Source organism: Aquifex pyrophilus (assembly GCF_054656935.1).
Genome location: NZ_BAAHXJ010000016.1, coordinates 40,973 through 66,255, shown reverse-complemented (window position 1 = coordinate 66,255; position 25,283 = coordinate 40,973). Strand labels below are relative to the sequence as shown.

Below are 25,283 nucleotides of genomic sequence, written 5' to 3'. Positions count from 1 at the left end.
TAAGGAGGAAGAGTTGCACCATCTTACCCAGGAGCAGATTAACGAGCTTAAGGCTATGCTTCTTGAGATGAAGAGGAAGATACTGGCCTCCGCCGAAGAGCAGATAAAGGACCCCTCAAACGTTACCTTTGAAGGGGGAGACGAGATTGACAGGGCGGACCTTGAGACCGACAGGTTCATAACCTTCCGCATTAAGGGAAGGGAGGCGAAGCTTTTACATAAGATAGATTACGCACTTATGAAGATAGAGATGGGAAACTACGGCATATGTGAGAACTGCGGGGCTGAGATTCCCTACGAGAGGTTAAAAGCCCGTCCTGTTACCACGATGTGTATAAAGTGTAAGGAGCTGGAAGAGGAGATGGAGAATGATTGAGGACCCTATGGATTGGGCCTTCCCGAGGATAAAGAGACTTCCAAAGTATGTCTTTTCCCTCGTTAACGAGCTTAAGTATAAGCTGAGAAGAGAAGGGGAGGACATAGTTGACCTCGGTATGGGAAACCCGAATATGCCTCCCGCGAAGCACATAATAGACAAGCTGTGTGAGGTTGCCCAAAAACCCCATGTCCACGGATACTCCGCATCAAGGGGAATACCGAGGCTGAGAAAAGCGATATGCGATTTTTACGAGAGGAGATACGGCGTCAAACTTGACCCAGAAAGGGAAGCGATACTCACAATAGGAGCGAAGGAGGGGTACTCCCACCTTATGCTTGCCATGATTTCACCGGGCGACACGGTAATCGTTCCAAATCCGACCTATCCCATACATTACTACGCGCCCATAATAGCGGGAGGGGAGGTACACTCAATACCCCTTATATACTCCGATGAGAACTTTCAGGAGGAGTTCCTGAGGAGGCTTTACGAGATTGTGAAAACCGCAATGCCGAAGCCGAAGGCTGTTGTGGTTAGCTTTCCCCACAACCCAACGACCTTAACCGTTGAGAGGGATTTCTTTAAGGAGCTTGTGAGGTTTGCAAAGGAAAACGGTATATGGATAATTCACGACTTTGCGTATGCGGATATAGCCTTTGATGGGTATAAGCCACCTTCCATACTTGAGATAGAGGGGGCAAAAGAGGTTGCGGTTGAGATTTACTCAATGTCAAAGGGCTTCTCCATGGCGGGTTGGAGGGTAGCCTTTGTCCTCGGAAATGAGATTCTCATAAAGAACCTCGCACACCTGAAGAGCTACCTTGATTACGGGATATTCACGCCCATACAGGTCGCCTCAATAATAGCCCTTGACAGCCCTTACGAGATAGTTGAGGAGAAAGCTAAGGTTTACGAAAGGAGGAGGAACGTTCTCGTTGATGGACTTAATAAGCTGGGCTGGAAGGTGGAAAAACCAAAGGCGACAATGTTCGTATGGGCGAAGATTCCCGAATGGATAGACATGAACTCCCTTGAATTCTCTATGTTTCTCCTTAGGGAAGCAAAGGTTGCGGTATCCCCCGGAATAGGTTTTGGTCAGTACGGGGAGGGATACGTCAGGTTCGCGCTCGTTGAGAACGAGCACAGGATTAGGCAGGCGGTAAGGGGCATAAGGAGGGCCTTCAGGAAGCTCCAGAAGGGGGTTAAAAAGCTTGAAACTGAGAGAAATCCTTAAGGAGTTTTACAGGCTGAAGTTCGGACAGGCTTTCGGAAGGGAAGCCCAAAAGATTGAAGAAGTTTTTCTTTTCCTTTTATTCCTTGATTACTTCGGAATATCAACGCCTTTCAAGTTTTACCTCCTTGAGCTTTATCCTGAGCTACTTGATGAGTTCCACAAGTGGCACAAGCGTATGGGCATAGCGAACTCGCCCCTTGACTGGATAAAGTGCTGTTAAAAGAGAACTTCCATCGCCTCGTTTATGTGGGAAACGGGGTAAACTTCCATATCTTCTATCTCTATCTCAAGGCTTTTGGGAATAATTGCTTTTCTGAATCCGAACCTCCTCGCCTCCTTCAGCCTGAGGTCCCCGAAGTGAACAGCCCTGACCTCTCCCGAAAGCCCGAGCTCCCCGAATATAACTATATCCTCGGGTATCTCCTTTTCCTTCTTTGATGAAACTATCGCCATGGCAACCGCAAGGTCAACCGCAGGCTCCTTTACGCTCATTCCGCCCGCAACGTTTATAAAAACGTCCTGGTCCCTCGTGAATACCTTTGACTCCTTCTCAAGAACAGCGAGTATGAGAGCGAGCCTGTTCGGGTCAAAGCCCTGAGTTCTCCTCTGGGGCGTTGTGTAAAGGGCGGGAATTACGAGTGCCTGTATCTCAAGGAGAACGGGCTTACTCCCCTCCGTATGGGGAAATACAACACTTCCGGGGGCTTTTGCCTTCTCGCTTATGAAGAATGCGGAAGGTTCGGGAACCTCTTCAAGTCCCCTGTCCGTCATCTTGAAAACCGCTATCTCCCCCGTTGAGCCGAACCTGTTTTTCACAACCTTAACAATTCTGTAGAAGTTAAACCTCTCCCCTTCAAACTGGAGAACGGTATCAACGATGTGTTCAAGAACCTTTGGTCCCGCTATGCTTCCCTCCTTTGTAATCTGTCCCACTATGAAAGCGGGAACTCCCTTATCCTTACAGAACTCCGTGATTCTGTATGTTACCTCCCTTACCTGACTTACCGAGCCTGCGGAACTCTCAAGCTTTTCCGAGAATATCGTCTGAACTGAGTCAAGAACTAAAAGAGATGGAGTTTCCCTCTCAAGGACGTTTAGAACTCTCTCGAGGTTCGTTTCGGGGTAAACGAGAAGGTTCTCGTTTTCTATTCCGAGCCTTTTAGCCCTCAGGGCTATCTGATTTCCCGATTCCTCTCCCGATACGTATAAAACCTTTTTATCCCTTGCAAAGTAATCCGATACCTGAAGCAAAAGAGTTGACTTACCGATACCGGGCTCCCCCGCTATGAGTATAACCTGCCCCTTTACTATTCCCCCTCCGAGTGCGTTATCAAGACTTTTGTATCCCGTGCTCTCCCTGTTTAGCTCCTCCCTCTCCCAAGAAGATACCGGAAGAACCTTTGATTCCTCCTTAACGAGAGAGAAGGAGCTGTTCTGATATACCTCTTCAAGGAAGGTGTTCCAGTTCCCGCAGGAGGGGCACCTTCCGAGCCACTTTACCGCTCTGTAACCGCACTTCTGACATATAAAAACGCTTTTCATTTTCCCCATGAGGGATTTAAGATACCTCCGTTTTTATCGTCATCAACTCCCTTATGAGTGTTGCGGGCTCAACGTCCTTGGGACATGCGTTATTACACTTATTGCAAGAAAGGCAGTGGTAAAGATTTCCCTCAAGGGCTTCCTTTATTCTGAACTCCTTGTTCTCCTCCCTCGGGTCCTCAAGGAATCTGTAAATCTTCGCGAAGAAAAGGGGGCCCGCATACTCCTCCTCAAGCACCTGGGGGCAGTAGGACTGGCACGCACTGCAAAGTATGCAGTCCGCTCCCTTCTCTATCTTCTTGTTTATCTCGGGGGGTATCCTTACCTCTCCCTTGAACTCCTTAATCCAGGTCCTGAACCTCTTCATTCGGTTTATTACCTCTTCGTTGTCAACTACGAGGTCTCTTATCACCTCAAACTTATCAAGGGGTTCAACCACGACGGTTTTCCCCATAAGTATGTAAGGGAGCGTCTGCTCCTTGCAGGCGAGTTTTGGAAATCCGTCTATGTAAACGGTGCAGGTTCCGCATATCCCAGCCCTGCAGAAAGCCCGAAAGGAGAGGGTAGGGTCAATCTCCTCCTTTATCTTCTGGAATGCCCTCAGGAAGGTCATTCCCTCCTCGTAGGGCACCTCAAAGTAATCGTATCTCCTTTCTCCAGTCTCGGGGTTGTATCTGAAAATCTTTAACTTTAAAAGCATAATTAAATTTTAATAGGTAAACTCTCTCTCACTTCCTTCAAGTAATCGGGGTCATACTCCGCGAAAAGAAGGGTGTCCCCCTTCTCGGAGAAGGAAAGGACCTCTCCCCAAGGGGAGTATATACCTGAGTTTCCCCCGTATCTCACACCGAGGTGCTCCCCCCACGTATCCGACGCAATAAGGTATGCCTGAAGCTCTATCGCACGGGCTTTTGATAGGACTCTGAAGTGTTCCCTCCTTGCGTATCCCCACTGGGCGGGAACGAGAACTATATCGGGTTTCTCCCTCTGAAGCTCAAGAATGAGGTCCGTAAACCTCAGCTCAAAGCATATGAGTATCCCGACCTTTCCGAACTTTGTTTTAAAAATGCTATTTTCCCTTTCGGGAATGAAGTATTTATCTTCACCGAAGGGTTTGAAGAGCTTTATCTTCCCTCTCTTTCCTATGATTTTTCCATCTTCAACCAAAAAGGCAGTATTTTTTATACCTTCCTTCGTTTTTTCGGGAAGTGTCCCGCATAACGTGAGGGATTTTTTCCTTGAAACATCTTTCAGAACCTCAAGAACTTCTTCCGTTTTCCTTGCATGTTCTTCAAGTTTTTCGTAATCAAATCCCGAATACCACATTTCCGGGAGAAGAACGAGGGAGTTTTCCTCAACCTTTTCAAGGAATTCAAGGACCAGCTTTAGGTTATGCTGGGGGGATTTCTGCCTGAACTGAACTCCGTATAGCTTCATAGAATATACCATAATGAAAAAGCTTCTTTACGAGCTTCTTGAAAACGACAGAAGTGTAGTCTTTTACATTTACAACACCTTCTCCTTCACGGTTATATTCATATCGGTAATACTCACTATTTACGATGAAATACACGATTTTCATTCAAGCATACATCCCATAGTTAAGAATATTGAATACTTTGCGAGCTTAATAATAGCCTTTGAGCTTGTCGGGAGGTATGTAATAGCGGAAAATAAATTAAACTATCTCAAGAATCCCTTAACAATCCTTGATTTTATAGCCATAATTCCCACATTCCAGTCCTTCAGGATAATAAGGTTATTGGTCCTTATAGCGAGGGTTCTCAGGCTTACCTACAGGTATAACTTCTTTTTTGCGTTTTTCAAGAACGTTCTTAAGGATTTTGCCTACGAACTGATATTTTTACTGGCTATTTTCTTTGTTTTTATATTTTCTCTGATACTTATAATTTTTTCTATTGAGCATCTCGGCGGAAATCCAAACATAAGGAGTTTATACGATGCTCTTTATTACGTGATAATTACCGCAACAACGGTTGGATACGGGGACATAACACCGAAGACTCCCGAGGGAAGATTTCTGGCCATGGTTCTCGGGATAAGCGGTCTCTTCCTCTTTTCCTTAATTACCGCAACCTTCAGCACGAGCTTCTTTCACTACGTTAATATGTTAAAAGCGGGTATGGTTAGCTTTAGGGAAATGAAGAACCACATAGTTATATGCGGATGGAACGAAACCGGAGAGGTTGTTCTCGAGAGCCTTAAGAAATTCTATGAGGAAAAAGGGGAGAGAATGAAACCTGTAGTTGTTATAACGGAACAGGAGCTTGAGCCGAGGAAGGAGTTTTATTATAAAAAAGGTGATTACGTGAGCGAGGAAGTATTAAAGAACGCAGGGGTTGAGAACGCAAGCGTCGTTATAATCCTTGCGGAGAAGGGTGTTAATCTTACAGAAGACTCAATAGATGCGAGAACGATACTTTCCGCTATGCTTGTGAGAGACCTAAATCCGAGGGCAACGATAATAGCGGAGATACTCCTCCGTGAGAACGCAAAGACGATAAAGAGAAAGAAGATAATAGACTACATAGTTGTTGACGGGGAAGTTGTGGGATTAATGATTTCAAACTTCCTCAAAAAGAGGGAAAAGGCGGACGTTCTTGACCTCATAATTGAGAAAGTTGATTACGAAGAAATTCCCGCAGGTGAGAGCAAAACCGTTGAAGAGCTGGAAAGGGAAATAAAGGATGGAAAAATCTTGCTCGGCATAAGAAGGGGGGACGAAATTATAGTAATGCCCGACAAGGACTTTGAAGTTCTCCCCGAAGATATGCTGATAATCGTTAAGAAAAAGACGAGTATCTAAGCCTTAAACTAATAAGTATGGCCAGACTGTTTGTAATACTTTTTCTTTTTGTGAGTCTCAGTTTTCCATTTACTCCTCAGGAAGAAAAACAACTCATAAAGGACGTTGCGGAAATCAAAGCAACCTTAAAAACCTTTATGGAACAGACTGACAAAAGATTTACAGAGCTGAGAGAGGATATGAATAAAAGGTTTGAGTTTATAGACAAGCGCTTTGACCAGCTATATACGTTTTTGTGGATAATAACTGGTATATTCACGACGTTAACCGCAAGCGTTATAGCCTTTGCTGGTGGGACAGAAGGACGATAATAAGAAAAGCAAAAGATGAAACGATTGATTATCTTGAGAGAGAAGGAAAGCTCAGAAAGCTTATTGAAGCTCTCAGGGAAAGGGCTAAAACCGACAAAGAGCTTGAAGCTATCCTGAAAAAATGCGGACTCTTATAAAATTAACTCTTATGGGTTATAAGGTTGCGATAGTAGGAGCTACGGGAGAGGTAGGAAGGACCTTCTTAAAGGTTCTTGAAGAGAGGAACTTCCCCGTTGATGAGCTCGTCCTTTACGCCTCCGAGCGTTCCGAAGGGAAAACATTAACTTTTAGAGGGAAAGAGTACAGGGTAAAGGCTTTGAATAAGGAAAACTCCTTTAAGGGTATAGATATAGCTCTATTTTCCGCCGGGGGCTCAACGAGTAAGGAGTGGGCCCCAAAGTTTGCAAAAGACGGCGTCGTTGTAATAGATAACTCTTCTGCTTGGAGGATGGACCCCGACGTTCCCCTCGTTGTTCCCGAAGTGAATCCCGAAGACGTGAGGGATTTTAAGAAGAAAAACATAATAGCGAATCCGAACTGCTCAACAATTCAGATGGTTGTCGCTCTCAAGCCCATATACGACGTCGCTGGTGTAAAGAGGGTCGTTGTGTCAACCTATCAGGCTGTTTCGGGAGCGGGAGCGAAGGCTATAGAGGATTTAAAGACTCAGACACAAGCTTGGTGTGAAGGGAAGGAAATGCCAAAAGCCCAGAAATTTCCCCACCAGATAGCCTTCAACGCACTGCCCCACATAGACGTTTTCTTTGAGGACGGATACACGAAGGAAGAAAATAAAATGCTTTACGAGACGAGAAAGATAATGCACGACGAGAATATAAAGGTTTCCGCAACCTGTGTGAGGATTCCCGTGTTTTACGGACACTCCGAGAGCCTTTCCATTGAAACTGAAAGGGAGATATCCCCCGAAGAGGCAAGGGAGGTTTTAAGAAAAGCTCCCGGTGTTATAGTTGTGGACAATCCCGAAAACAACGAGTATCCCATGCCTATTATAGCGGAAGGAAGGGACGAGGTCTTTGTGGGAAGAATAAGGAAGGACAGGGCTTTTGAGCCGGGGCTTTCCATGTGGGTCGTTGCGGATAACATAAGGAAGGGTGCTGCAACTAACGCGGTCCAGATAGCGGAGCTATTAGTAAAAGAGTGCTTAATCTGATGGCTGTTATTTTTACGGGAAACAGAATAACGGGAATTCCCGGAAACTACCCCCTTACCGCGGAAAACCTCTTCCGCGTTGGTCTTGCCCTTTGCACATTCCTAATTATAGACCGGGATATTGAAAAACCTATTCTTTCAATTGACGAGCCGAACTTTTTAACCCTCTCCCTCTCGGTAGGTTTTATGAACGGAGGGGGAGATGTAAAGGTGGGGGAAAGGGGAGACCTGAAGGTGGAAACCCAAAAGGGCGAAAACTACACCCTAATAATTACACCCCTTTCCGAGACAGACGTTAAGAAGCTTGAGAGTATGCTTTTCGGGAGAACGCCGATTCCGAAGAAAACGGGGAGTGAAATAGGAAACTTCACCTGTTAACCTTAATTTTATGGACCAAGATTTAATCGTCTCAATAGGCCAGAGAGCCCTTGAGATGACACTTCTTCTCTCCATGCCCGTCTTACTCGCTACCTTTTTCGTGGGTCTTGTAGTGAGCATACTCCAGGCCGCTACCCAGATTCAAGAGATGACCCTTGCCTATATACCGAAGGTTATAACAGCCTTCCTCGTTATATTCTTTCTTGGAGGATGGATGTTAATGAAGCTCGTTGATTTTGCAAAGGAGATATTCGTAAACATTCCGATATGGATAAGGTAAGTGGCGGAGCGGACGGGATTTGAACCCGCGACCTCCGGCTTGACAGGCCGGCGTTCTGACCGGGCTGAACTACCGCTCCAGCCAGAGTAATATTATAATCCCCTTCCTTTCCGAAATCAAGAGATAAGTTATCCTATTTCCTATGATTGAGAGATACACCCGAAAGGAGATGGGGCAAATATGGAGCGAGGTGAATAAGTTCAAAAAGTGGCTTGACGTTGAGATAGCGGTATGCAGGGCTTGGAATAAGCTCGGGCAGATTCCCGACGACGCCCTCAAGAAGATAGAGGAAAAGACCTACGTTGACGAGGAAGTCGTTGAGAGGATTAAAGAAAAGGAAAAGGTATTCAAGCACGACGTTCTCGCATTCGTTTCAGTAATAGCAGAACAGGTAGGGGAAGAGGGAAGGTATATACACATGGGCCTCACCTCTTCGGACGTTGTTGATACCGCTTTAGCCCTTTTGATAAGGGAGGCGATTGACCTAATCCTGAAGGATATAGAGAAGGTTATGGAGGAGATAAAGAGGCTCGCCTTTGAACACAGGGACACCCTCATGATGGGTAGAACCCACGGGGTTCACGCGGAGCCCTACACCTTCGGTTTGAAGATGTGCGTATGGTATGACGAGATGAGGAGACACAAGGAGAGACTCCTCCAAGCGAGGGAGAACATCCTTTACGGAAAAATCTCGGGGGCTGTCGGAACCTACTCAAACATACCTCCAGAGGTTGAAAAGTTAGCCCTTGAGGAGCTCGGACTTAAGATAGAGCCCGCATCTACCCAGATAGTCCACAGGGACAGGCACGCCCACCTCCTCACAACCCTCTCGCTTATAGCGAGCTCCCTTGAGAAGTTTGCAACCGAGATAAGACACCTCCAGAGGACTGAAGTCCTTGAGGTTCTTGAACCATTTACAAAGGGACAGAGGGGCTCTTCCGCAATGCCCCACAAGAAGAATCCCATACACTCGGAAAGGATATGCGGGCTTGCGAGGGTGATAAGGGCAAACTCAATTCCCGCTATGGAGGATATAGTTCTCTGGCACGAGAGGGATATATCCCACTCCTCCGTTGAGAGAGTTATACTTCCCGACTCCTTTATAGCCCTTGATTACATACTCAACCTCTTCCACGAGATACTCAAAGGGCTTGTGGTAAATAAGGAGAGAATGAGGAAAAATATGGAGCTATCAAAGGGGCTTTACGCATCTTCAAAGATTCTCATTCTCCTTACAAAAAAAGGACTTTCAAGGGATTACGCCTACGATATCGTTCAGAGGTGTGCGATGAGGGCGTGGGAGAGCGATAAAACCTTTAAGGAAACACTCCTTGAGGACCAAGAGGTGAGAAAATACCTAACTGAAGAGGAGATAGAGAAGGCCTTAGACCCTTGGGAGTTTCTTAAAAACAGGGATTACGTCTATAAAAAGGTTTTCGGAAGTTCTTAACTTTATAATAAAGCTATGCTTGTGGAGAAGTTTGACGCTGTAGTTATCGGCGGTGGCGGTGCGGGTCTCAGGACCACGGTTGAGATTGCAAAGGACGAAAACTTAAAGGTTGCCCTCGTTTCTAAGGTTTACCCCACACGTTCCCACACGGGTGCGGCACAGGGGGGTATGAACGCAGCACTCGGGAACGTTATCCCCGACGACAGCCCCGAGGTTCACGCTTACGATACGATAAAGGGCTCAGACTTCCTCGCGGACCAGGACGCGGTTTTCTTCATGACCGAAAAGGCTCCTGAGATAATATACGAGCTTGATAGATGGGGTGTTCCCTTCTCAAGGCTTCCCGACGGGAGAATAGCCCAGAGACCCTTCGGGGGAGCATCTTTCCCGAGAACCGTTTTTGCAGCGGACAAGACTGGACACGTCCTTTTACACACGCTCTTTGAACAGGCACTTGCGAGGGATAACATAACCTTCTTCAACGAGTACTTCCTCCTTGATATCGTTCACGACGGGGAAAGGGTTAAGGGGGTTTCCGTTTACGACATAAGGAACGGGAGGGTTTTATTCCTTCAGGCTAAGGCGGTTGTTCTCGCTACGGGGGGTTTTGCACGTATATACTGGTTCAGGAGCACGAACGCCATAGGAAACACGGGAGACGGTCAAGCGGTAGCCCTCAGAGCGGGTATTCCGCTAAAGGACATGGAGTTTATCCAGTTCCACCCGACGGGTCTCGCAAAGACGGGAATACTCCTCTCGGAAGCCTGCAGAGGTGAAGGTGGATACCTCTTAAACAGGGAAGGGGAACGCTTCATGAAGCGATACGCACCCGATAAGATGGAGCTCGCCCCGAGGGACATTGTCTCAAGGGCTATAGAAACGGAGATAAGGGAAGGAAGGGGAGTAGGTGAAGGGGCGAGAGCTTACGTTTACCTTGACCTCAGACACCTCGGTGAGGAAAAAATAAACGAAAGACTACCTCAGGTGAGACAGCTCGCCATAGACTTTGAGGGTGTGGACCCCGTAAAGGACCTCGTTCCCATAAGACCATCTGCCCACTACTGCATGGGAGGCATTCACGTAGTTGATTACAGGACTTCCGAGACTCCCCTGAAAGGGCTTTATGCAGTAGGAGAATGTGCCTGCGTATCGGTTCACGGGGCAAACAGGCTCGGCGGAAACTCCTTAACGGAGCTAATAGTTTTCGGAAAGTACTGCGGTATGGCGGTAAGGGAATTCGTTAAGAATAACGATTTTGCTCCCGTGAGCGAGGGCGAAGCGAGAAGGGGAGAGGAATACGTCGAGTCTTTACTCAAGAGAGAGGGGAAAGAAAGTCTTGCGGATATAAGGGCACAGATGGGCGAGATAACGTGGGGCAAGGTCGGCATATTCAGGGATGAAAAATCCTTAAAGGAGGCCTACGAGGAGCTTTCGGAACTCCTGGAAAGATGGGAAAACATACCCGTGGTTGATAAGGGAAGGGTATTCAACACAAACCTCATAGAGGTTATGGAACTCAGGAATATGCTTGAGCTCGCAAGAGTTGTTGCCTACTCCGCACTCCACAGAAGGGAATCAAGGGGAGGACACTCAAGGGAGGATTATCCAAAAAGGGACGACAAGAATTTCCTGAAACACTCCCTCGTTTACTACGACGAGAGGGGAGAGCTCAAACTTGAGTACATTCCCGTAAGAATAACGAAGTATAAACCAGAGGAAAGGAAGTATTAAAACCTATCAATCAGCTCCCTGTTCACCTTTGCCCCGTATCTTTCTACCAACCTGTTAACGAGAAGACGGGTAAGGTCCTCAGATTTTGTTCCTTTAATCCTTTCCTTTATTTCCTTCAGCTCCCTCTCTCCGAGCTCTTTGTGTTCTACCTTTTCAACAACGAGAATGGCATATCCCCCGAATACGGGATAAACACCCTTCACCATATCCTTTCCAAAGAGTATTAAGAGAATATCCCTGTTTCCGAGGTTCATAATCCTTCTAAGACCATCAAAGTCTTCTTTCTCAAACTTTATGGGCTTTATCTCAACCTTCTCTTCCTTTCTCAGTTTTTCCATTAATTTTTCCGCGTATTCCCTGAGCTTTTCCCTCTTTTTTTCTTCAACGAGTCTTTTCTTTATCTCTTCCTTCACCTCTTCAAGGCTTTTCAATCTTCCCTCTTTCACGCCTTTGTAGTAAAGGACGTAATAAGTTCCGTTATCCTTTAGGATTTTAACCTCCCCTTCCTTTAATTTTTCAAGGGTTTCCTTAAACTTTTCCGGGGGCTTTGTATAACCCTCGGGAATTTTACCTTCTTTGATAGCCTTATAAATCTCTTTTACCTTCTCCTTATCTTTTAGCTCCCAGACGTAATACAGTTTTTCGCTCTTTTCTCTGAACGCCTCTTTATGCTTTTCGTAATAGGCTTTTATCTCCTCTTCAGTCGGCTCATACTCAAGCTTTACGTCCTTAGGTCTTACCAGATATAGCTTTCCGCTGATTAACGCACTCTCAAATGTTTTCTGAATTTCAAGCTCTTCGGGGAGGACGTAAGTTCCAAATTCGACGAGTTTATTTACCCTGAGTGCCATAAGGCTTTTCCTGAGTATTTCCTCGTATTCTTCGGGGGTTATGTTGAGCCTTTGGAGTATTTCCCTGTATTTTTCCACCGAGAATTTCCCGTTTTCTTTAAACTCTTCCATCTTCTTTATCTCCTCAAGAATTTCCTCGTCGGATACGTAAAGGCCGAGCTCCTTAGCCTTTAGGTATAAGACCTCACGGGTTATGAGGGAAGAGAGGACGAAGTTCTTAACGACCTCTCTCATTCCCTCCCTGTCAAGGAGTCCCGCAAACTTCAGAAGCTCAAACCTGAACTCTCTTACGGTTATGCACTCGCCTTTAACGGTTGCAACACAAGGGTTTCCCGAGAGCATCTGTCTTATGTCGGAGACGGAGAACATCCAGAAGAGGAAGGAGAAGGATGCGACCGCTATAAAGGCAATCGCTATTCTCTTGTGTTTGTGTATTAAACCGAACATAGAGAAGATTTTAAGGGATTTGGTGGCGGCGGGAGGACTCGAACCTCCGACCTGGGACTTATGAGATCCCCGCTCTGACCAGCTGAGCTACGCCGCCTCCTCAGATTTAATATTATATTTAAACTCGGGAACGTTGCCAAGCTCCTTCGTTCCAAGAACTTCCTCAAGGTAAGCCCTTATCTCACCGAGATTTATCCCCCTGAAGTTCTCGGGACAATCAACCATATCCATCAAAGCCTGTTTTATAACGTTTGTGGCGGACTCAACCTTTCCCTCTTTTAGTCTGTGGAGGGCTATGGCAGCCCTTATAAGCCCCCTGTAGCACTTCTTTATTTCCTCATTCTTAAAAAGTCCCCAAACCTCTTCTAAAATCTCATGTGCCCTGTAATACTCTCCCGTGTTCCAGAGGTATGAAGCTTCTTTCAGAAGTTCTTTTTCCCTGCTTATACCGAGAAGTCTCTTCACATGGTTAATCTTTACGTTATCCCTCTGGAGAAGGACGTAAAGGGATGCGTAAACCTTCCTGAGGTCTCCTCCTTTGAGTCTCTTTATAACCTCAAAGTAGTTCTCGCTTGAGATGTTAAGGAGTTTCGCTATCTCCTCGTTAAGGGGTAAGAATACCTCGTTGAAAAAGAGATTGGCAACCTGGGTAGCGGTTAAGAAATCAACATTTTGGGTAAGGCAGTTAAAGAACTCTTCCCCTTCAAGTCCCCGTGTGCATATCTCACAGACGGTTAGCTTTTCCACATACTCCTTTAACCAGAGGGGTTTGTTTTCGGAGCTTTCCATCTCCCTCCAGAGCTCCCTGTAGTTGTTTATGAGGGGGACTATCGCTATGGCTTCGCCGAAGCTTTTGACGCCCTCCTTCTCTATTCCGTTTAAGAACCTCGCGTAAACCTGTATCTGATTAGGGTTATCTATCCACAGGTTAAGGCTCTCCTTTACTCTTTTCAGGAGGCTTCTGTTGAACTTCTTCCCCTTCTGGTAGGAATTGAGCAGGTTGTTTGCAAGCTTGTAATACTCCTTCCTTTTTTCAAACTCAAGGAAGTACTCCGCCATATAGTGTATGAACTTCTCATTCAAGTATTTCAACATCGTCCTCTCCCAAATACTCTCCGCTTTCAACCTCTATTATCTCAAGAGGTATCCTTCCGACGTTAATTATTTTATAGGGTGTTGATTTTGGTATGAAGAAGCTTTCATTTTCGTGGTAAAACCTCTCGCTTCCGTTAATCCTCACCTTTGCAGTTCCCTTAAGTATTATGAAGTGAACCGTTCTGTGGTGGTGCATCCTGAGGGGTATGTCCTTCCCCTTCTTTATGACAAGTTTCCTTATCCTGTATCTCTCCCCGTTTTCAAGCTTCGTTATGCTCCCGAAGGGTGTAAATATCGTTATGTGTTCTAAGGCCCTCTCGTCTCCCTTTTTCTTCAGGTGTTTTACTATGTCCCTTACCCTCTGGGCTTCCTCCTTCCTTATTATGAGGGTTGCGTCTTCCGTTCCAACTATTACGAAGTCCTCAAGCCCGACGCAGGCTATCAGGTTTTTCCCCTGAGAAAGTAAGAGGGAGTTTTCCGTATCTATCGCCTCAACGTCCCCTATAACAACGTTTCCCTTCCCGTTCTTCTCCATATTGTCGTAAACCGCCTTCCAGGAACCTACATCGCTCCAGCCCGCTTCCATCTTAACGACCGCAAGCTTCTTCGTCTTTTCAAGAATTGCGTAGTCAAAGGAGATATCGGGAAAACTTTGGAAAGCTCTTCTGAACTCCTCAAGCTTCAGGTTAAGGTTCACCTCGGGCATATGTTCCGAGTAATCCCTTACTATCCTCTCAAGGGTGAAGAGGAATATGCCGCAGTTCCAGAGGTGTTTTCCGTCTTTTACATACTCCTTTGCCCTTTCGTAATTGGGTTTTTCCTCAAATCTCTCAACCTCGTAAACGCCGTTCTCAATTTCTTTAAAAAGCTTTATATAGCCGTATCCCGTCTCAGGATAGGTGGGCTTTTCTCCGAAGAGAACTATATACCCCCTTTTTGCTACTTCTTTGCCCCTTTCAACTGCATCTTTAAAGGCTTCCTCATTCCTTATGAGGTGGTCCGAGGGAAGAACGAGAACGCACTCGTTGGGAGGTGTTTCAAGCCTGAGGAGCTCTTTCACTCCGAGGGCTATTGCGGGAGCTGTGTTCCTTCCTATCGGTTCAACTACAACGTTTACGTTCTCAGCCCCTATCTCTTCAAGTTCGCTCCTTATGAGCCACTCGTATCTCTCCCCCGTTATGACGAAAATCTCTTCCTGAGAGGTGAGCCTCAGGGCCCTTCTCACGGTTTCCTGAAAGAGGGAATGCTTTGAAAAGAGCCTTATGAACTGCTTCGGGAAGTTCTCCCTTGACAGAGGCCATAGCCTTGTTCCCTTTCCCCCACCTAATATAAATACCTTCATGTTTAAATTTTAATAAAGGTGTATTTAAATGAGCAAAAGTTTCGGGATAAAGCTTATAATTCTATGGGGAATAAGCCTGATAGTAATCTTCGCCTTTAGCTTTTACTCGGTAAGGAAATCGGTATTAAAACCCGCAAAGGAAAGGGCTTACACCGTTGCGGAAGTCGTTAGAAGCTCCCTCACAACCCTTATGCTTACAAACGCAATGGATAAAAGGGATATATTTCTGGCCCAGATAATGGATATGGAAAACCTTGAAGAGGTTAGAGTTCTGAGGGGAGAGGCTGTAATAAGGCAGTTCGGAAAGGGGAAACATTACGAGGAGCCCGTTTACACGATAGAGAGGGAGGTTCTCGCCTACGGAAGACCGAAGGAAGAACTGATTGAGTCCATAGAAAGGGTTCTCTACAGGGTTGTAATACCTTACAAGGCGGAGCCTACACCTTCGGTAAACTGTATGGCGTGCCACAACGTAAAGAGGGGAGAGGTCCTCGGAGCTATATCCATAACCATGGACATAACCCCTTACAGAAACTTCGGTCTTTTTGTATGGGGAACGCTTGTGGGAACAATCTCTCTTGTTGGTTTTATCTCCCTGTTTATCGTCTGGAAGAATTTCAAATCCCTGAGCAGTTTCCTTCAGGAAATTACGAACCTCTTTAACCAGTTTGAGAGGGGGAACTTCGGGGTAAGGATAAACCTCTCTAATGTAGAGAGGGATTTTCTCCCCCTCGCAAATAGGATAAACGAGGTTGTTAGCTCCCTGAACGGAGTATTGAGGAGCATAAGGGAGAAGGTTTACACACTCCTCGGATACAACCTCATGGAGACCGAGAACGAGGTGAGGGATACCGAAAAGATAATAGACGAGCTTGTGAGGATATCCCAGTTTAAGAAGACTATAGAGCTTGACGCTACGAAGGAGGACGTTTACAGAAGGATAGAAAGCGTTCTTTCCGATTACATGAGCCTTGATAAGTTCTCCATATACGAGGTCACGGACTCAAATACGATAGAGAAGGTAGCTGTAAGGGGAAGGGATACCTGGTGTGCGAACGTTATTTTTGAAAAGCCGGAAGAGTGCAGGGCAAAGAGAACGGGCCAGGATGTTGATTCGGAGGAGTTCAGGTGTATATGCCCTAACTTCATTATGTGTGAGGAGAATGCGGAAAACTTCTGTTATTACTGCATTCCCGTAAACGTCGGTGGCAAGGTGGGGAATGTTATTCAGATAGTTTACGAGAAGCAGATAAAGGATTTCATAAAGCTTATTATTCCCTACATAAAGGGATACCTGAGGGAGGCTTCCCCCGTTCTTGAGTCCAAGAGGTTAATGGAGCAACTGAGAAAGCAGTCTTACATAGATAAGCTTACGGGAGCTTTCAACAGACGCTTTCTTGAGGACATTGTTGATAAACTCGTCGCTCAGGCCCAGAGGAGGAACTCAAACATAGGCGTTCTTATGGTTGACGTTGACTTTTTCAAGGAGGTTAACGACACCTTTGGTCACGATGCGGGAGACGAGGTATTAAGACAGGTTGCAAAGGCCATAAAGGAGTCAATAAGAAAGTCCGATTACCTCATAAGATACGGAGGGGAGGAGTTCCTCGTTCTGCTCACTGACGTAAAAGACGGCTATGCAGAGCAGGTTGCGGAAAAGATAAGGAAGAGGATTGAAGAGACACCCATAAAGCTACCGAACGGAACGGTTATCAGGAAGACCGTAAGCATAGGGGTTTCCGAGTTCCCGAAGGACTGCAACGGAAAGTTCTGGCAGTGCGTCAAGTTTGCAGATGTTGCCCTATACAAGGCTAAGGAAGAGGGAAGGAACAGGGTAGTGAGGTTCAAGCCCGAGATGTGGCAGGAGGAAGAGTATTAGGATATTTCCCTATGCTGGACCTGAGAAGGGTTGAAGAGCTCCTTGAGAAGCTGACAAGTTTAAGAATTCTCGTTGTGGGTGATATCATACTTGACACATACCTAAAGGGAAGGGTTGAGAGGGTCTCCCCCGAGGCACCCGTTCCCATTCTTGAGGTTGAAGGGGAGGAGTTCAGACTCGGGGGTGCTGCGAACGTAGCGAAAAACTTGAGCTCCCTGGGTGTAGAGACCTACCTCTGCGGTGTGATAGGAAAGGATGAGGGGGGAAGGATAATAAGAGAGCTCTGTGAAGAGAGCGGTATAAACTTCTTTCCCGTAGAGGACGAAAGACCGACAACGAAGAAAACCCGCGTCGTCGCAATGAACCAGCAGCTCCTGAGGATTGATTGGGAAAGTAGGGAAAGAATAAGAGGAAAAGCCCTTGAAAAAATCCTGGATTTTGTAAAAAACCTAAAAGTTGACGCGGTAATCGTTTCCGACTACGCAAAAGGGGTTATCACGGACGAATTAATGAAGGAAATTTTAAAAAAAGAAGTCTTCACAAGCGTTGACCCGAGACCTAAGAATAAGTATCTCTACAGGAATGTTGACCTCGTTACCCCTAACGAGAAAGAGCTTAAAGCCATGACCGGGGAGGGTGAGGTTGAGAGCCTCGGAAGGAGATTAAAGGAGGAGCTTAGCCTGAAAACCCTAATCGTTACGAGAGGGGAGAAGGGAATGAGCCTTTTTCTTGATAAGGAGGTTAAACACTTTCCCGCAAGGGCGAGGAAGGTTTACGACGTTACGGGTGCCGGCGATACGGTGATAGCTTCAATAACCGCTTTTAAAACCGCAGGAGCTACATGGGAGGAGTGCTGTGAGCTCGGAAATGTTTGTGCGGGCATAGTTGTGGGAGAGTTCGGAACTGCAAGCGTTACACCCGAAAAACTATTAAGGGAAATAAAAATAATGAAGGAGGAATTAAGCCTCAAGGATAGCACCCCTTGAGGCGGAGGTGACGAGCTTCGCATACCTCCTCAGCCAGGAGCTCTTTATCTCCTTCTGTTTTGGCTTAAAGTTCTCAAGCCTTCTCTTTAGCTCCTCCTCGGGTATGAGGAGCTCCAGCCTCCTGTTTGGAATGTTTATGAGTATCTCGTCTCCGTCCTGAACGACACCTATCGGGCCTCCCGCTGCGGCTTCAGGGGATACGTGTCCCACACAGGCTCCCCTCGTTCCTCCAGAGAACCTTCCGTCGGTTATAAGTGCAACCTTATCCCCGAGCCCCATACCCATAATGGCTGAGGTTGGGGATAGCATCTCCCTCATTCCGGGACCGCCTTTTGGACCTTCATACCTTATAACCACAACGTGTCCGGGCTTTACCTTTCCTCCCAGGATACCTTCTATAGCTTCTTCCTCGGAGTCAAAGCATATGGCTTTACCTTTAAATGTGAGCATCTTAGGGTCAACACCTGCGGTCTTAACAACCGCTCCCTCGGGAGCGAGATTTCCGAAGAGAATTGCTATTCCCCCGTCCCTTGAGTAGGGGTTATCAAGGGTTCTAACAACCTCCCCGTCCGGCTCGGGAGCCTCTTCAATTATTTCTTTTAGCTTCTTACCGCTTGCGGTTATCCTATCGGTGTGAAGAACGCCCAGTTTTGAAAGTTCCTTCATTATCGTAGGAATTCCACCTACCCTGTCTAGGTCCTCTATATGGTAATGGGACGCGGGTGAAATCTTGCAGAGCGTCGGCGTTCTCTTTGATATCTCGTTTATCTTCGCAAGGTCATACTCTATTCCCGCTTCCCTCGCTATAGCAAGGAGGTGGAGTATCGTGTTTGATGAACCTCCCATAGCTATATCAACGGTAAAGGCATCGTCTATGGCCTCTTCCGTTACTATATCCCTCGGCTTTATGTCCTTCTCAAGGAGCTCAAATAGAGCCTTTACCGCATTCCTCGCAAGGATTTCCCTCCTCGGGTCTATAGCGAGTATCGTTCCGTTTCCGGGAAGGGCAAGTCCCAGAACCTCGGTTAGGCAGTTCATAGAGTTTGCGGTAAACATTCCCGAACAGCTTCCGCAGGTGGGGCAGGCTGATGCCTCTATAACCTTAAGCTCCTGTTCCGTTATCTCACCCTTCTTTACCTTTCCTATTCCCTCAAATACGGATATGAGGTCCACCTTTTGGCCGTTAACCTCTCCCGCGAGCATGGGGCCACCGCTTATGAATACCGTGGGGACGTTTACCCTTAGGGCTCCCATCAGCATTCCGGGAACAATCTTGTCGCAGTTGGGTATGCATATGAGCGCGTCAAGCTGGTGGGCGTTAACGACCGTTTCTATTGAGTCCGCTATTAGCTCCCTTGAGGGAAGGGAGTAATGCATACCCTCGTGTCCCATGGCTATCCCGTCGTCAACCCCTATAACGTTAAACTCTATGGGAACACCACCGAGTTTTCTCACCTCCTCCTTTATGGGTTCTACGAACTCCCTTAGGTGAACGTGTCCCGGAATTATGTCTATGTAAGAGTTCGCTATGCCTATGAGGGGCTTGTCAAAATCCTCGTCCGAAAGACCGCAAGCCCTGAGGAGAGCCCTGTGGGGAGCCCTCTCTATACCCTTCTTTACTTTATCACTCCTGTATTTCATGTATATAAAGGTAAGTGTTTTAAGGTTGTAGGGTCAAGGTATAATTAACTTCCTAAAAGGAGGTATGGGAATGATAAAGCTTCTGGCTATGCTCAGCATTCCCGTTGTTCCGTTCAGTTTCATAACCGAGTATTTCTTTGAGAACTGCAAGAGCTGTAGGGATTACTTCTTTCCCTTCCTAGTTTTCTTTGCCTTCTTCTTTGCGAGCTTAGGGCTTGGTAAGGCGGGATTTCTCCTATCCCTTCTTGCTGTTATAACGAGCGTAATTTACACCTACAAGCTCTTTAAGGTTCAAAGCGTTGAGGAATGGGTTTTTAACTTTTTCGTAGCTACCGTTTCTCTCTCTTGGCTAAACACTGAGAATATGCTCCTCTTTATACTTGCTTTCGCGGTTCCCCTTACCGTTATTCACTTCCTCTTTTACCACCTCAAGAGACAAGGTGTTCCTCTAAACTTCAAGGAACTTACGGGAATAGGTTCTTACCTTCCAAAGTTCTCCGCTCTACTCTTCTTGGCTCTTGTTTCCGCTCTCGTTATAGCCCCCGCCTACGCCTTTTTCCTGAACGTTGAGCTTATAAAGGGTAATCTTCTCCTTGCTTTAATCTTTGTGGCGGAGTGGATAGCCTGGAACTGGGTAGGCTTTAAGCTCTTCCCAAACGTGATATTCGGAGAGCCGAAAGAGATAAACGGATACAGGGACATAGAGACGGAGGAGGCTTTCCCCTTAACCTTTACGCTTCTCGCTATACTCCTACTTCCTCTTGTATAAAGAGGGGAACCTCCTTTCGGGGGTCCGCAAGCCCCCTTAAAAACATCCTTTCTATAAGCTTTCTGTGAACTTCCTTAAACTCCCTGTTTAGTCTCAAAAAGAAGTGATATAGAACTCCTGAGGCTTCAAGTCCGAGCCCCTTATCAAAGGCAACTTTCTCCTCCCACGTATTTATCCTGAAAGCCCTAAGGAGTGGGTTTCTCGTATTTAGCTTCGGAAACTTCGGAACGCCCACAAACTGGTATCCCCTTACCTTTCCCTCCTTCAGGAATACCTTTATGAGATACTCCTTATACTCAAGGAAGAAGCTCTCTTCCGCGTCCTCAAATAGCCCCCCGCTTCCCGCGGTTACGCTTCTCGTCTTTACCGCGTTGTAATCAACGAGTCCCGTGTTTCTTACCCTCTTTCCAGCCATATTAAAGCCCGCCACGTATCCCGACTGCTGAGCCGGAGGGAAGAGGGCTATCCACCTGTGGTTTCCCCAAGCATCAACGCCCGAGGCTATATCCCCCGCAGCGTAAACGTCGGGGTCGCTCGTCTGCTGATACTCGTTTACGAGTATGCCCCCTACGGGCTTTCCCAGTTTTTTATCTATATGGATTTCTATATCCGTTCCCTCAACGAGGTAGGTTCTGGGTCTCACACCCGTTGAGACTATCACCATATCCGTCTTCACGAAGAAAGTTTTATCGCTTCCCCTTTTCTTTACCTCAACCGCTTCAACCTCTCCGTTTTTGCCGTGAATGGCAACTACCTGGTGTTCAAGAAGGAATTTTATTCCTTCCTCTTCAAGGGGATTCTGGTATATGCGTCCCATCTGTCTGTCAAGCATTCTCGGAAGTATCCTGTCAAAAACCTCAATTACCGTAACGTCAAGGCCGAGATGCCTTAAGGTTTCGGCGTCCTCTATGCCTATTGGTCCCGCACCTATTATTACCGCACTCCTCACCTTACCCGATACAATCCAGTTTCTTATCCTGTATGCGTCGTATAGGTTTTTTGCAGTCGTAACCCTTTCAAGCTCAACACCCTCTATGGGGGGAACGAAGGCATAAGCCCCCGCTGCGAGAAGACATTTATCGTAAGATATCTCCTCTCCCTCTTTGGTTATAACAACCTTCCTTTTGTTATCAATTCTAACAACTTCCTTTTTCGGTCTGAAATCAACCCTGTGTTTTTCGTAAAATCTCTCTCCTCCTTTGTAGAAGAGGGCTTCCCTTGATATGTCGTCCCTTATGACGTTTTCCATGCAGTTGGGGGCATAGGTGGGGAACTCCTCGTCCGAGAGGATTACTATATCGCTTTCCCTGTCAACCTTTCTGAAGGCTTCAACGGCACTCGCTGCGGCGGGACCGTTTCCGACGATAACAACTTTCATAGAGTTTAGTTTAAAGGAAAAAGAAAAAGGGCGTTACCACTGGGGAACTATCTTCTTCTTTCCGCTAAGGAACTTATCAACCGCAAGTGCCGCTTTACATCCCATAGCCGCAGCCACAACCGCTTGTTTTACCTCGTTACACAGAACATCTCCTGCCGCAAAAACCCCCGGAACGGAGGTCATCATCTCCTCGTTAACCACTATACAGTCCCCTTCCGTCATCTCAACCTGTCCCATAAGGAAGTCAACGGAAGGCTTCGTTCCCCCGAGGAATATGAATACGCCGTTAACCTCAAGGAGTTTCTCCTGTTTGTTTTGTAGGTCTTTCAGCTTAACACCCTTAACTACCTGGTCACCTACTATCTCTATCGGTCTGTGCCTTAAGAGTATCTCAACGTTTTCCATATTCTTGAAGTGTTCCACAACTTCGGGAGGTGCCTTTATCTTGCTTCCGGGAACGACGAAGTAAACCTTGCTTGCGAAACGGGCTATGAACTCCGCCTCTTCTATTGCGTAATCGTCGTCACCTATAACCGCAACTGGCTGGTCCTTGAAGAAGGCCGCATCACAAACACCGCAGTAAGATACACCCCTTCCGAGGAACTCCTCTTCCCCCTTGAACTTGTTCGCCCTCTCCATAGCCCCCGAGGCTACGATTATCGTCTTCCCTTGAAACTCCCTTCCGTCTATCGTGTAAACCTTCTTGGGGTCGCTGTTCAGGTCTGTCGCTATAACCTTACCCCTCACAAATTCCGCACCGAAGCTCTTTGCCTGCTCCCTCATTATCTTCAGAAGCTCATAGCCAGAAAGGGGTCCCGGAACGCCGGGATAGTTTTCTATCTTCTGGGTAACGCCGAGAGCTCCGTCCGCCTCAGCCCTGTATAAAACCAGAGTTTTCCATCCCGCCCTTGCGGTGTATATAGCTGCGGTCGTTCCCGCGGGTCCCGCTCCTATTATTATCACGTCGTAAACCTTATCGGGTTGTTTATTTAGACTTACTTCCATTTTCTTACCTCCTTTAAAAATTTTAAGCCCTGTAAATGAGCACGGTGCACATGCAGACTATCCCATTTTCCTTGCAAAACCCTTCCCTCCTCTTTCCCTTAATGGAAATTCTATCCTTATCTACGCCAATGAGCTTTGATAGGTTCTCCCTTATTTTGTCTTTGTAAGGGGCAATCTTGGGCCTTTCGGCTATAAGGGTGCAGTCAAGGTTTGAGAGCTCGTAACCTTTTTCCCTCATGAGCTCAAGGGCTTTCTTTAGGAAAATCTCCGAGGGGGCATTTTTCCACCTTTTGTCCTCGTCGCTGAAGAGCTCCCCTATATCCCTCTCGCCTATAGCTCCGAGAATGGCGTCCGTTATCGCGTGGAGGAGCGCATCTCCATCCGAGTGTCCTTTCAGTCCGTAAGGAAAATCTATCTCAACACCCCCGAGTATTAACTTCTTGTTCTCGGTAAACTCGTGGGAGTCAAACCCAAAGCCGACCCTGAACTCCATCACTTATTAATTAATGGTATTCCTATGCGTGAAAACCTGGGATTAAGAAGGGCTAAAATTATCTGCTTTACCGCGGTGAAGGGGGTGACGTCTTCAGGCGTGAGGGGAGGAACCTCACCGGAGTAGTATATTACGAAGGCCTTTCCTATCACCATTTCACGGGGAACGAACCCCCAGAACCTGCTGTCCTGACTGTTATCCCTGTTGTCCCCCATAACGAAGTAGCTGTTCTCGGGAACGACAAACTTCGTGCAGAAACCCTCCTCGCTGTATCTGAGGCATAAGTTTTCGTCTATTGCGTTGTATGCAACCCCCGGGAGCTTGAAAGGAGTTCTCCTGAAGCATACATAATGCTTTATTACCTCTCCGTCCTCCCTGTATAGTGTCTCCCTGAACTTGTAACAGGTTCCCCTGGTTAGCTCCTCCTTTCCCTCATACTCTAGCTCATAAACCTTTCCGTTTACTGAAACCTTGTAGTATATTAAGTCTTCCTTTTCGTCGTATTGGGGTATGAACTCAACGGTATCCCCCCCTTTTGCGATAATCCTCTTTATAAAGCTTATCTCGGGATTTCTCGGATACTTGAAGACAAGCATATCCCCCCTCATGGGCTCGGATAGGGAGTAAACGAGTTTATTCACGAGTATGAAGTCCCCAACGAGGAGCGTGGGTTCCATTGATGCGGAAGGTATGTTATAGGCCTGGGCTAAATACTCCCTTATAAGGAGAACAGCTCCTATTATGAGAATGAGCTCAATCAGTTGTTTTTTCATAGAAGGATATTTTAATGGTTAAAAGGAGGTGGGAAGATGAGAAGAGGAATCCTTTTTATGGGACTAAGCCTTATGGCTACCATTTCTTTTGCCATAGAAAAAGCCTATGCGGAACTTATAAACAGAGAGGGTAAGGTTATAGGAAAAGTTGAGCTTCTTGATGCGGGAAATGGCGTTCTTCTCAAAGTAGAAGCCTCAAACTTACCGCCAAACAGAGAACTCGCCTTTCACATACACGAAAGGGGAAGCTGTATTCCCCCAGACTTTAAAAGTGCCAAGGGACACTTCAACCCCTTCGGGAAGGAGCACGGACTTTTAAACCCGAGAGGCTTCCACGCAGGGGATATGCCAAATGTATTTACCGATTCAAAGGGAAACCTCAGGGTTCACGTTTTTAACCCCTTCGTTACGCTAAAGGAGGGTAAAAAGAACAGCCTATTTAAGGAAGGTGGAACCGCCATAGTTATTCACGAGAGGGGAGACGACTACAGGTCAAATCCGGCGGGAAATGCTGGCAGGCGTATAGCCTGCGGGGTTATAAAAAAGTAATCACTCCCTCCTCCAGAGTTCTCCTTGGTATTTTTCTTTAAGTTCAAGTTCAAAGAGAAAAGCGTACTTCTGAAAAGTGTAAATGGCAACCGAGAGGGAAGCGAGAAATCCCCTGCATCCGTCAAGAAATCCGAGCTTTAACAGGTAAAGCTTGATGAAACTCCAGAGGGGATTCAGGAAGAGCTTATAAGCTCTGAACCTTTCTCCCCTTTTCTTCATAGCTTTGGCCATCATCTTTGCGTAGTTCATGTTTTTCTCATACTGGTGTTTTAAACTTCTGAAGGAGTAATGGTATAAATCGCCCTTGAGCTTCCCAGCTCTTCCTTTAACAATAGCTCTTTCGTGAACCTCACCCTCAAAGAAAACCCTTCCCTTCCTGAAGAGCCTGAGCCTCCACTCGGGATACCAGACGTGGTTTAAAAAATCCCCGAGGTAATAGGTTTTCCTCGGAATTTTATAAGCCTCATACCTCGGATTTTTAAGCTCCTTTCTTATACTTTCCCTCAGCTCCTCCGATACCTCCTCGTCAGCGTCTATTACCATCACCCACTCGTTTTTACAAAGTTCTATCCCGTAATTCAGCTTTTCCGCGTAGCTCATTTTTTCCTCAAGCCTGTAAACCTTTGCACCAAGGCTCTTCGCAACTTCCGAGGTTCTATCCGTTGAGTGGTCGTCAAGAACTATAACCTCGTCCGAAAGTCCGAGAACGCTTCTTATAGCTCTTCCTATATTCTTCTCTTCGTTTTTTGCCCGTATGAGAACGGAAAGCATGG

At 46.6% G+C, this 25,283-nt stretch carries 27 protein-coding genes and 2 tRNA genes; 15 read left to right on the top strand and 14 right to left on the bottom strand.

Annotated features, from left to right (window positions below):
* Positions 1-13: 13 nt before the first annotated feature.
* From dksA to ACYQZ0_RS09025, 3 genes are read left to right on the top strand one after another with little or no spacing between them, the layout of a single operon-like run.
* On the top strand, positions 14-376 hold the full coding sequence (gene dksA / locus ACYQZ0_RS09035) for an RNA polymerase-binding protein DksA (protein WP_459776269.1): 363 nt from the start codon (positions 14-16) through the stop codon (positions 374-376).
* Positions 369-1,613: an aminotransferase class I/II-fold pyridoxal phosphate-dependent enzyme gene (locus tag ACYQZ0_RS09030; protein ID WP_459776268.1), complete on the top strand. Its 1,245-nt coding sequence runs from the start codon at positions 369-371 to the stop codon at positions 1,611-1,613. The genes dksA and ACYQZ0_RS09030 overlap by 8 nt, the downstream gene beginning before the upstream one ends.
* Positions 1,591-1,833, top strand: a complete 243-nt coding sequence (locus tag ACYQZ0_RS09025) for a cory-CC-star protein (protein WP_459776267.1) — start codon at positions 1,591-1,593, stop codon at positions 1,831-1,833. Before ACYQZ0_RS09030 ends, ACYQZ0_RS09025 begins: the two co-directional genes overlap by 23 nt.
* Here the strand turns inward: ACYQZ0_RS09025 and radA are convergent.
* Genes radA through ACYQZ0_RS09010 form a run of 3 tightly spaced genes read right to left on the bottom strand, consistent with a single transcriptional unit; the run spans position 1,830 to position 4,592 of the window.
* Complete coding sequence (gene radA / locus ACYQZ0_RS09020; RefSeq protein WP_459776266.1) at positions 1,830-3,164, bottom strand: DNA repair protein RadA; 1,335 nt, start codon at positions 3,162-3,164, stop codon at positions 1,830-1,832. The genes ACYQZ0_RS09025 and radA overlap by 4 nt on opposite strands.
* A 7-nt stretch (positions 3,165-3,171) precedes the next feature.
* Entirely contained in the window at positions 3,172-3,855 is a 684-nt protein-coding gene (locus ACYQZ0_RS09015; protein ID WP_459776265.1) for a succinate dehydrogenase/fumarate reductase iron-sulfur subunit, read from the bottom strand.
* Positions 3,856-3,857: 2 nt separating this feature from the next.
* The gene (locus tag ACYQZ0_RS09010) at positions 3,858-4,592 is read right to left on the bottom strand and encodes a carbon-nitrogen hydrolase family protein (RefSeq protein ID WP_459776264.1); all 735 of its coding nucleotides are present in this window, start codon (positions 4,590-4,592) and stop codon (positions 3,858-3,860) included.
* A gap of 13 nt (positions 4,593-4,605) precedes the next feature.
* Here ACYQZ0_RS09010 and ACYQZ0_RS09005 point away from each other — a divergent pair, with 13 nt between their 5' ends.
* Genes ACYQZ0_RS09005 through fliQ form a run of 6 tightly spaced genes read left to right on the top strand, consistent with a single transcriptional unit; the run spans position 4,606 to position 8,121 of the window.
* Entirely contained in the window at positions 4,606-5,982 is a 1,377-nt protein-coding gene (locus ACYQZ0_RS09005) for an ion transporter (protein WP_459776263.1), read from the top strand.
* A 17-nt stretch (positions 5,983-5,999) separates the two neighbouring features.
* Positions 6,000-6,293, top strand: a complete 294-nt coding sequence (locus ACYQZ0_RS09000) for a hypothetical protein (protein ID WP_459776262.1) — start codon at positions 6,000-6,002, stop codon at positions 6,291-6,293.
* Positions 6,218-6,430: a hypothetical protein gene (locus tag ACYQZ0_RS08995; protein ID WP_459776261.1), complete on the top strand. Its 213-nt coding sequence runs from the start codon at positions 6,218-6,220 to the stop codon at positions 6,428-6,430. The genes ACYQZ0_RS09000 and ACYQZ0_RS08995 overlap by 76 nt, the downstream gene beginning before the upstream one ends.
* Positions 6,431-6,441: 11 nt before the next feature.
* Complete coding sequence (gene asd, locus ACYQZ0_RS08990) at positions 6,442-7,464, top strand: aspartate-semialdehyde dehydrogenase (protein ID WP_459776260.1); 1,023 nt, start codon at positions 6,442-6,444, stop codon at positions 7,462-7,464.
* Positions 7,464-7,841 (top strand): hypothetical protein, encoded by a 378-nt coding sequence (locus ACYQZ0_RS08985; protein ID WP_459776259.1) that lies wholly within the window; start codon positions 7,464-7,466, stop codon positions 7,839-7,841. Before asd ends, ACYQZ0_RS08985 begins: the two co-directional genes overlap by 1 nt.
* Positions 7,842-7,851: 10 nt before the next feature.
* Positions 7,852-8,121 carry a flagellar biosynthesis protein FliQ gene (fliQ, locus tag ACYQZ0_RS08980; RefSeq protein ID WP_459776258.1) on the top strand — a complete coding sequence of 90 codons (270 nt, stop codon included), beginning with the start codon at positions 7,852-7,854 and terminating at the stop codon, positions 8,119-8,121.
* A 1-nt stretch (position 8,122) separates the two neighbouring features.
* On the opposite strand, the gene ACYQZ0_RS08975 is transcribed toward fliQ, so the two are convergent.
* Positions 8,123-8,200: transfer RNA gene (locus tag ACYQZ0_RS08975), tRNA-Asp, on the bottom strand.
* A 63-nt stretch (positions 8,201-8,263) separates the two neighbouring features.
* Between ACYQZ0_RS08975 and purB the strand changes: the two genes are divergently transcribed.
* Together purB and ACYQZ0_RS08965 are read left to right on the top strand one after the other, a co-directional pair.
* Positions 8,264-9,571 carry an adenylosuccinate lyase gene (gene purB, locus ACYQZ0_RS08970; RefSeq protein WP_459776257.1) on the top strand — a complete coding sequence of 436 codons (1,308 nt, stop codon included), beginning with the start codon at positions 8,264-8,266 and terminating at the stop codon, positions 9,569-9,571.
* 15 nt (positions 9,572-9,586) lie between these two features.
* Complete coding sequence (locus ACYQZ0_RS08965; protein WP_459776256.1) at positions 9,587-11,302, top strand: FAD-dependent oxidoreductase; 1,716 nt, start codon at positions 9,587-9,589, stop codon at positions 11,300-11,302.
* On the opposite strand, the gene ACYQZ0_RS08960 is transcribed toward ACYQZ0_RS08965, so the two are convergent.
* The 4 genes from ACYQZ0_RS08960 to ACYQZ0_RS08945 all read right to left on the bottom strand — a co-directional run bounded on the left by ACYQZ0_RS08960 (position 11,299) and on the right by ACYQZ0_RS08945 (position 15,037).
* Positions 11,299-12,600, bottom strand: a complete 1,302-nt coding sequence (locus ACYQZ0_RS08960; protein ID WP_459776255.1) for a peptidylprolyl isomerase — start codon at positions 12,598-12,600, stop codon at positions 11,299-11,301. The genes ACYQZ0_RS08965 and ACYQZ0_RS08960 overlap by 4 nt on opposite strands.
* 20 nt (positions 12,601-12,620) lie before the next feature.
* A tRNA-Met gene (locus ACYQZ0_RS08955) sits at positions 12,621-12,697 on the bottom strand.
* Positions 12,688-13,695, bottom strand: a complete 1,008-nt coding sequence (locus ACYQZ0_RS08950; RefSeq protein WP_459776254.1) for a DUF309 domain-containing protein — start codon at positions 13,693-13,695, stop codon at positions 12,688-12,690. The genes ACYQZ0_RS08955 and ACYQZ0_RS08950 overlap by 10 nt, the downstream gene beginning before the upstream one ends.
* Positions 13,676-15,037 (bottom strand): mannose-1-phosphate guanylyltransferase/mannose-6-phosphate isomerase, encoded by a 1,362-nt coding sequence (locus ACYQZ0_RS08945; protein WP_459776253.1) that lies wholly within the window; start codon positions 15,035-15,037, stop codon positions 13,676-13,678. The genes ACYQZ0_RS08950 and ACYQZ0_RS08945 overlap by 20 nt, the downstream gene beginning before the upstream one ends.
* A 28-nt stretch (positions 15,038-15,065) precedes the next feature.
* On the opposite strand from ACYQZ0_RS08945, the gene ACYQZ0_RS08940 reads away from it, so the two are divergent.
* Both ACYQZ0_RS08940 and rfaE1 read left to right on the top strand, forming a co-directional pair.
* The gene (locus tag ACYQZ0_RS08940) at positions 15,066-16,916 is read left to right on the top strand and encodes a GGDEF domain-containing protein (protein WP_459776252.1); all 1,851 of its coding nucleotides are present in this window, start codon (positions 15,066-15,068) and stop codon (positions 16,914-16,916) included.
* Between the two features lie 11 nt (positions 16,917-16,927).
* A complete protein-coding gene (gene rfaE1 / locus ACYQZ0_RS08935; protein ID WP_459776251.1) occupies positions 16,928-17,902 on the top strand; it encodes a D-glycero-beta-D-manno-heptose-7-phosphate kinase in 975 nt (324 codons plus the stop codon).
* On the opposite strand, the gene ilvD is transcribed toward rfaE1, so the two are convergent.
* Positions 17,876-19,543 carry a dihydroxy-acid dehydratase gene (gene ilvD / locus ACYQZ0_RS08930; protein ID WP_459776250.1) on the bottom strand — a complete coding sequence of 556 codons (1,668 nt, stop codon included), beginning with the start codon at positions 19,541-19,543 and terminating at the stop codon, positions 17,876-17,878. The two genes, rfaE1 and ilvD, sit on opposite strands and share 27 nt — an antisense overlap.
* 70 nt (positions 19,544-19,613) lie before the next feature.
* Here ilvD and ACYQZ0_RS08925 point away from each other — a divergent pair, with 70 nt between their 5' ends.
* Positions 19,614-20,312, top strand: a complete 699-nt coding sequence (locus ACYQZ0_RS08925; RefSeq protein WP_459776249.1) for a hypothetical protein — start codon at positions 19,614-19,616, stop codon at positions 20,310-20,312.
* On the opposite strand, the gene ACYQZ0_RS08920 is transcribed toward ACYQZ0_RS08925, so the two are convergent.
* From ACYQZ0_RS08920 to lepB, 4 genes are read right to left on the bottom strand one after another with little or no spacing between them, the layout of a single operon-like run.
* Positions 20,287-21,690 carry an NAD(P)/FAD-dependent oxidoreductase gene (locus tag ACYQZ0_RS08920; protein WP_459776248.1) on the bottom strand — a complete coding sequence of 468 codons (1,404 nt, stop codon included), beginning with the start codon at positions 21,688-21,690 and terminating at the stop codon, positions 20,287-20,289. The two genes, ACYQZ0_RS08925 and ACYQZ0_RS08920, sit on opposite strands and share 26 nt — an antisense overlap.
* A gap of 33 nt (positions 21,691-21,723) precedes the next feature.
* Entirely contained in the window at positions 21,724-22,695 is a 972-nt protein-coding gene (gene trxB, locus ACYQZ0_RS08915; RefSeq protein ID WP_459776247.1) for a thioredoxin-disulfide reductase, read from the bottom strand.
* Positions 22,696-22,717: 22 nt separating this feature from the next.
* On the bottom strand, positions 22,718-23,188 hold the full coding sequence (gene ispF / locus ACYQZ0_RS08910; protein WP_459776246.1) for a 2-C-methyl-D-erythritol 2,4-cyclodiphosphate synthase: 471 nt from the start codon (positions 23,186-23,188) through the stop codon (positions 22,718-22,720).
* Positions 23,188-23,961: a signal peptidase I gene (gene lepB, locus ACYQZ0_RS08905; RefSeq protein WP_459776245.1), complete on the bottom strand. Its 774-nt coding sequence runs from the start codon at positions 23,959-23,961 to the stop codon at positions 23,188-23,190. The genes ispF and lepB overlap by 1 nt, the downstream gene beginning before the upstream one ends.
* A 36-nt stretch (positions 23,962-23,997) precedes the next feature.
* Between lepB and ACYQZ0_RS08900 the strand changes: the two genes are divergently transcribed.
* Positions 23,998-24,510: a superoxide dismutase family protein gene (locus ACYQZ0_RS08900; protein ID WP_459776244.1), complete on the top strand. Its 513-nt coding sequence runs from the start codon at positions 23,998-24,000 to the stop codon at positions 24,508-24,510.
* Here the strand turns inward: ACYQZ0_RS08900 and ACYQZ0_RS08895 are convergent, their stop codons facing one another.
* Positions 24,511-25,281 carry a glycosyltransferase family 2 protein gene (locus ACYQZ0_RS08895; protein WP_459776243.1) on the bottom strand — a complete coding sequence of 257 codons (771 nt, stop codon included), beginning with the start codon at positions 25,279-25,281 and terminating at the stop codon, positions 24,511-24,513.
* Positions 25,282-25,283: the final 2 nt, after the last annotated feature.

What these genes read in the sequence shown, in the direction of transcription:
- ACYQZ0_RS08945 (WP_459776253.1), bottom strand. Translation starts at nt 15,037, where the DNA reads ATGAAGGTATTTATATTAGGTGGGGGAAAGGGAACAAGGCTATGGCCT.
- ACYQZ0_RS08920 (WP_459776248.1), bottom strand. Translation starts at nt 21,690, where the DNA reads ATGAAAGTTGTTATCGTCGGAAACGGTCCCGCCGCAGCGAGTGCCGTT.
- ACYQZ0_RS08960 (WP_459776255.1), bottom strand. Translation starts at nt 12,600, where the DNA reads ATGTTCGGTTTAATACACAAACACAAGAGAATAGCGATTGCCTTTATA.
- ispF (WP_459776246.1), bottom strand. Translation starts at nt 23,188, where the DNA reads ATGGAGTTCAGGGTCGGCTTTGGGTTTGACTCCCACGAGTTTACCGAG.
- ACYQZ0_RS09000 (WP_459776262.1), top strand. Translation starts at nt 6,000, where the DNA reads ATGGCCAGACTGTTTGTAATACTTTTTCTTTTTGTGAGTCTCAGTTTT.
- trxB (WP_459776247.1), bottom strand. Translation starts at nt 22,695, where the DNA reads ATGGAAGTAAGTCTAAATAAACAACCCGATAAGGTTTACGACGTGATA.
- ACYQZ0_RS08985 (WP_459776259.1), top strand. Translation starts at nt 7,464, where the DNA reads ATGGCTGTTATTTTTACGGGAAACAGAATAACGGGAATTCCCGGAAAC.
- ACYQZ0_RS09005 (WP_459776263.1), top strand. Translation starts at nt 4,606, where the DNA reads ATGAAAAAGCTTCTTTACGAGCTTCTTGAAAACGACAGAAGTGTAGTC.
- ACYQZ0_RS09015 (WP_459776265.1), bottom strand. Translation starts at nt 3,855, where the DNA reads ATGCTTTTAAAGTTAAAGATTTTCAGATACAACCCCGAGACTGGAGAA.
- rfaE1 (WP_459776251.1), top strand. Translation starts at nt 16,928, where the DNA reads ATGCTGGACCTGAGAAGGGTTGAAGAGCTCCTTGAGAAGCTGACAAGT.
- radA (WP_459776266.1), bottom strand. Translation starts at nt 3,164, where the DNA reads ATGGGGAAAATGAAAAGCGTTTTTATATGTCAGAAGTGCGGTTACAGA.
- purB (WP_459776257.1), top strand. Translation starts at nt 8,264, where the DNA reads ATGATTGAGAGATACACCCGAAAGGAGATGGGGCAAATATGGAGCGAG.
- ACYQZ0_RS09030 (WP_459776268.1), top strand. Translation starts at nt 369, where the DNA reads ATGATTGAGGACCCTATGGATTGGGCCTTCCCGAGGATAAAGAGACTT.
- ACYQZ0_RS08940 (WP_459776252.1), top strand. Translation starts at nt 15,066, where the DNA reads ATGAGCAAAAGTTTCGGGATAAAGCTTATAATTCTATGGGGAATAAGC.
- ACYQZ0_RS08900 (WP_459776244.1), top strand. Translation starts at nt 23,998, where the DNA reads ATGAGAAGAGGAATCCTTTTTATGGGACTAAGCCTTATGGCTACCATT.
- ACYQZ0_RS09010 (WP_459776264.1), bottom strand. Translation starts at nt 4,592, where the DNA reads ATGAAGCTATACGGAGTTCAGTTCAGGCAGAAATCCCCCCAGCATAAC.
- lepB (WP_459776245.1), bottom strand. Translation starts at nt 23,961, where the DNA reads ATGAAAAAACAACTGATTGAGCTCATTCTCATAATAGGAGCTGTTCTC.
- ilvD (WP_459776250.1), bottom strand. Translation starts at nt 19,543, where the DNA reads ATGAAATACAGGAGTGATAAAGTAAAGAAGGGTATAGAGAGGGCTCCC.
- asd (WP_459776260.1), top strand. Translation starts at nt 6,442, where the DNA reads ATGGGTTATAAGGTTGCGATAGTAGGAGCTACGGGAGAGGTAGGAAGG.
- fliQ (WP_459776258.1), top strand. Translation starts at nt 7,852, where the DNA reads ATGGACCAAGATTTAATCGTCTCAATAGGCCAGAGAGCCCTTGAGATG.
- ACYQZ0_RS08965 (WP_459776256.1), top strand. Translation starts at nt 9,587, where the DNA reads ATGCTTGTGGAGAAGTTTGACGCTGTAGTTATCGGCGGTGGCGGTGCG.
- ACYQZ0_RS08925 (WP_459776249.1), top strand. Translation starts at nt 19,614, where the DNA reads ATGATAAAGCTTCTGGCTATGCTCAGCATTCCCGTTGTTCCGTTCAGT.
- ACYQZ0_RS08895 (WP_459776243.1), bottom strand. Translation starts at nt 25,281, where the DNA reads ATGCTTTCCGTTCTCATACGGGCAAAAAACGAAGAGAAGAATATAGGA.
- ACYQZ0_RS08950 (WP_459776254.1), bottom strand. Translation starts at nt 13,695, where the DNA reads ATGTTGAAATACTTGAATGAGAAGTTCATACACTATATGGCGGAGTAC.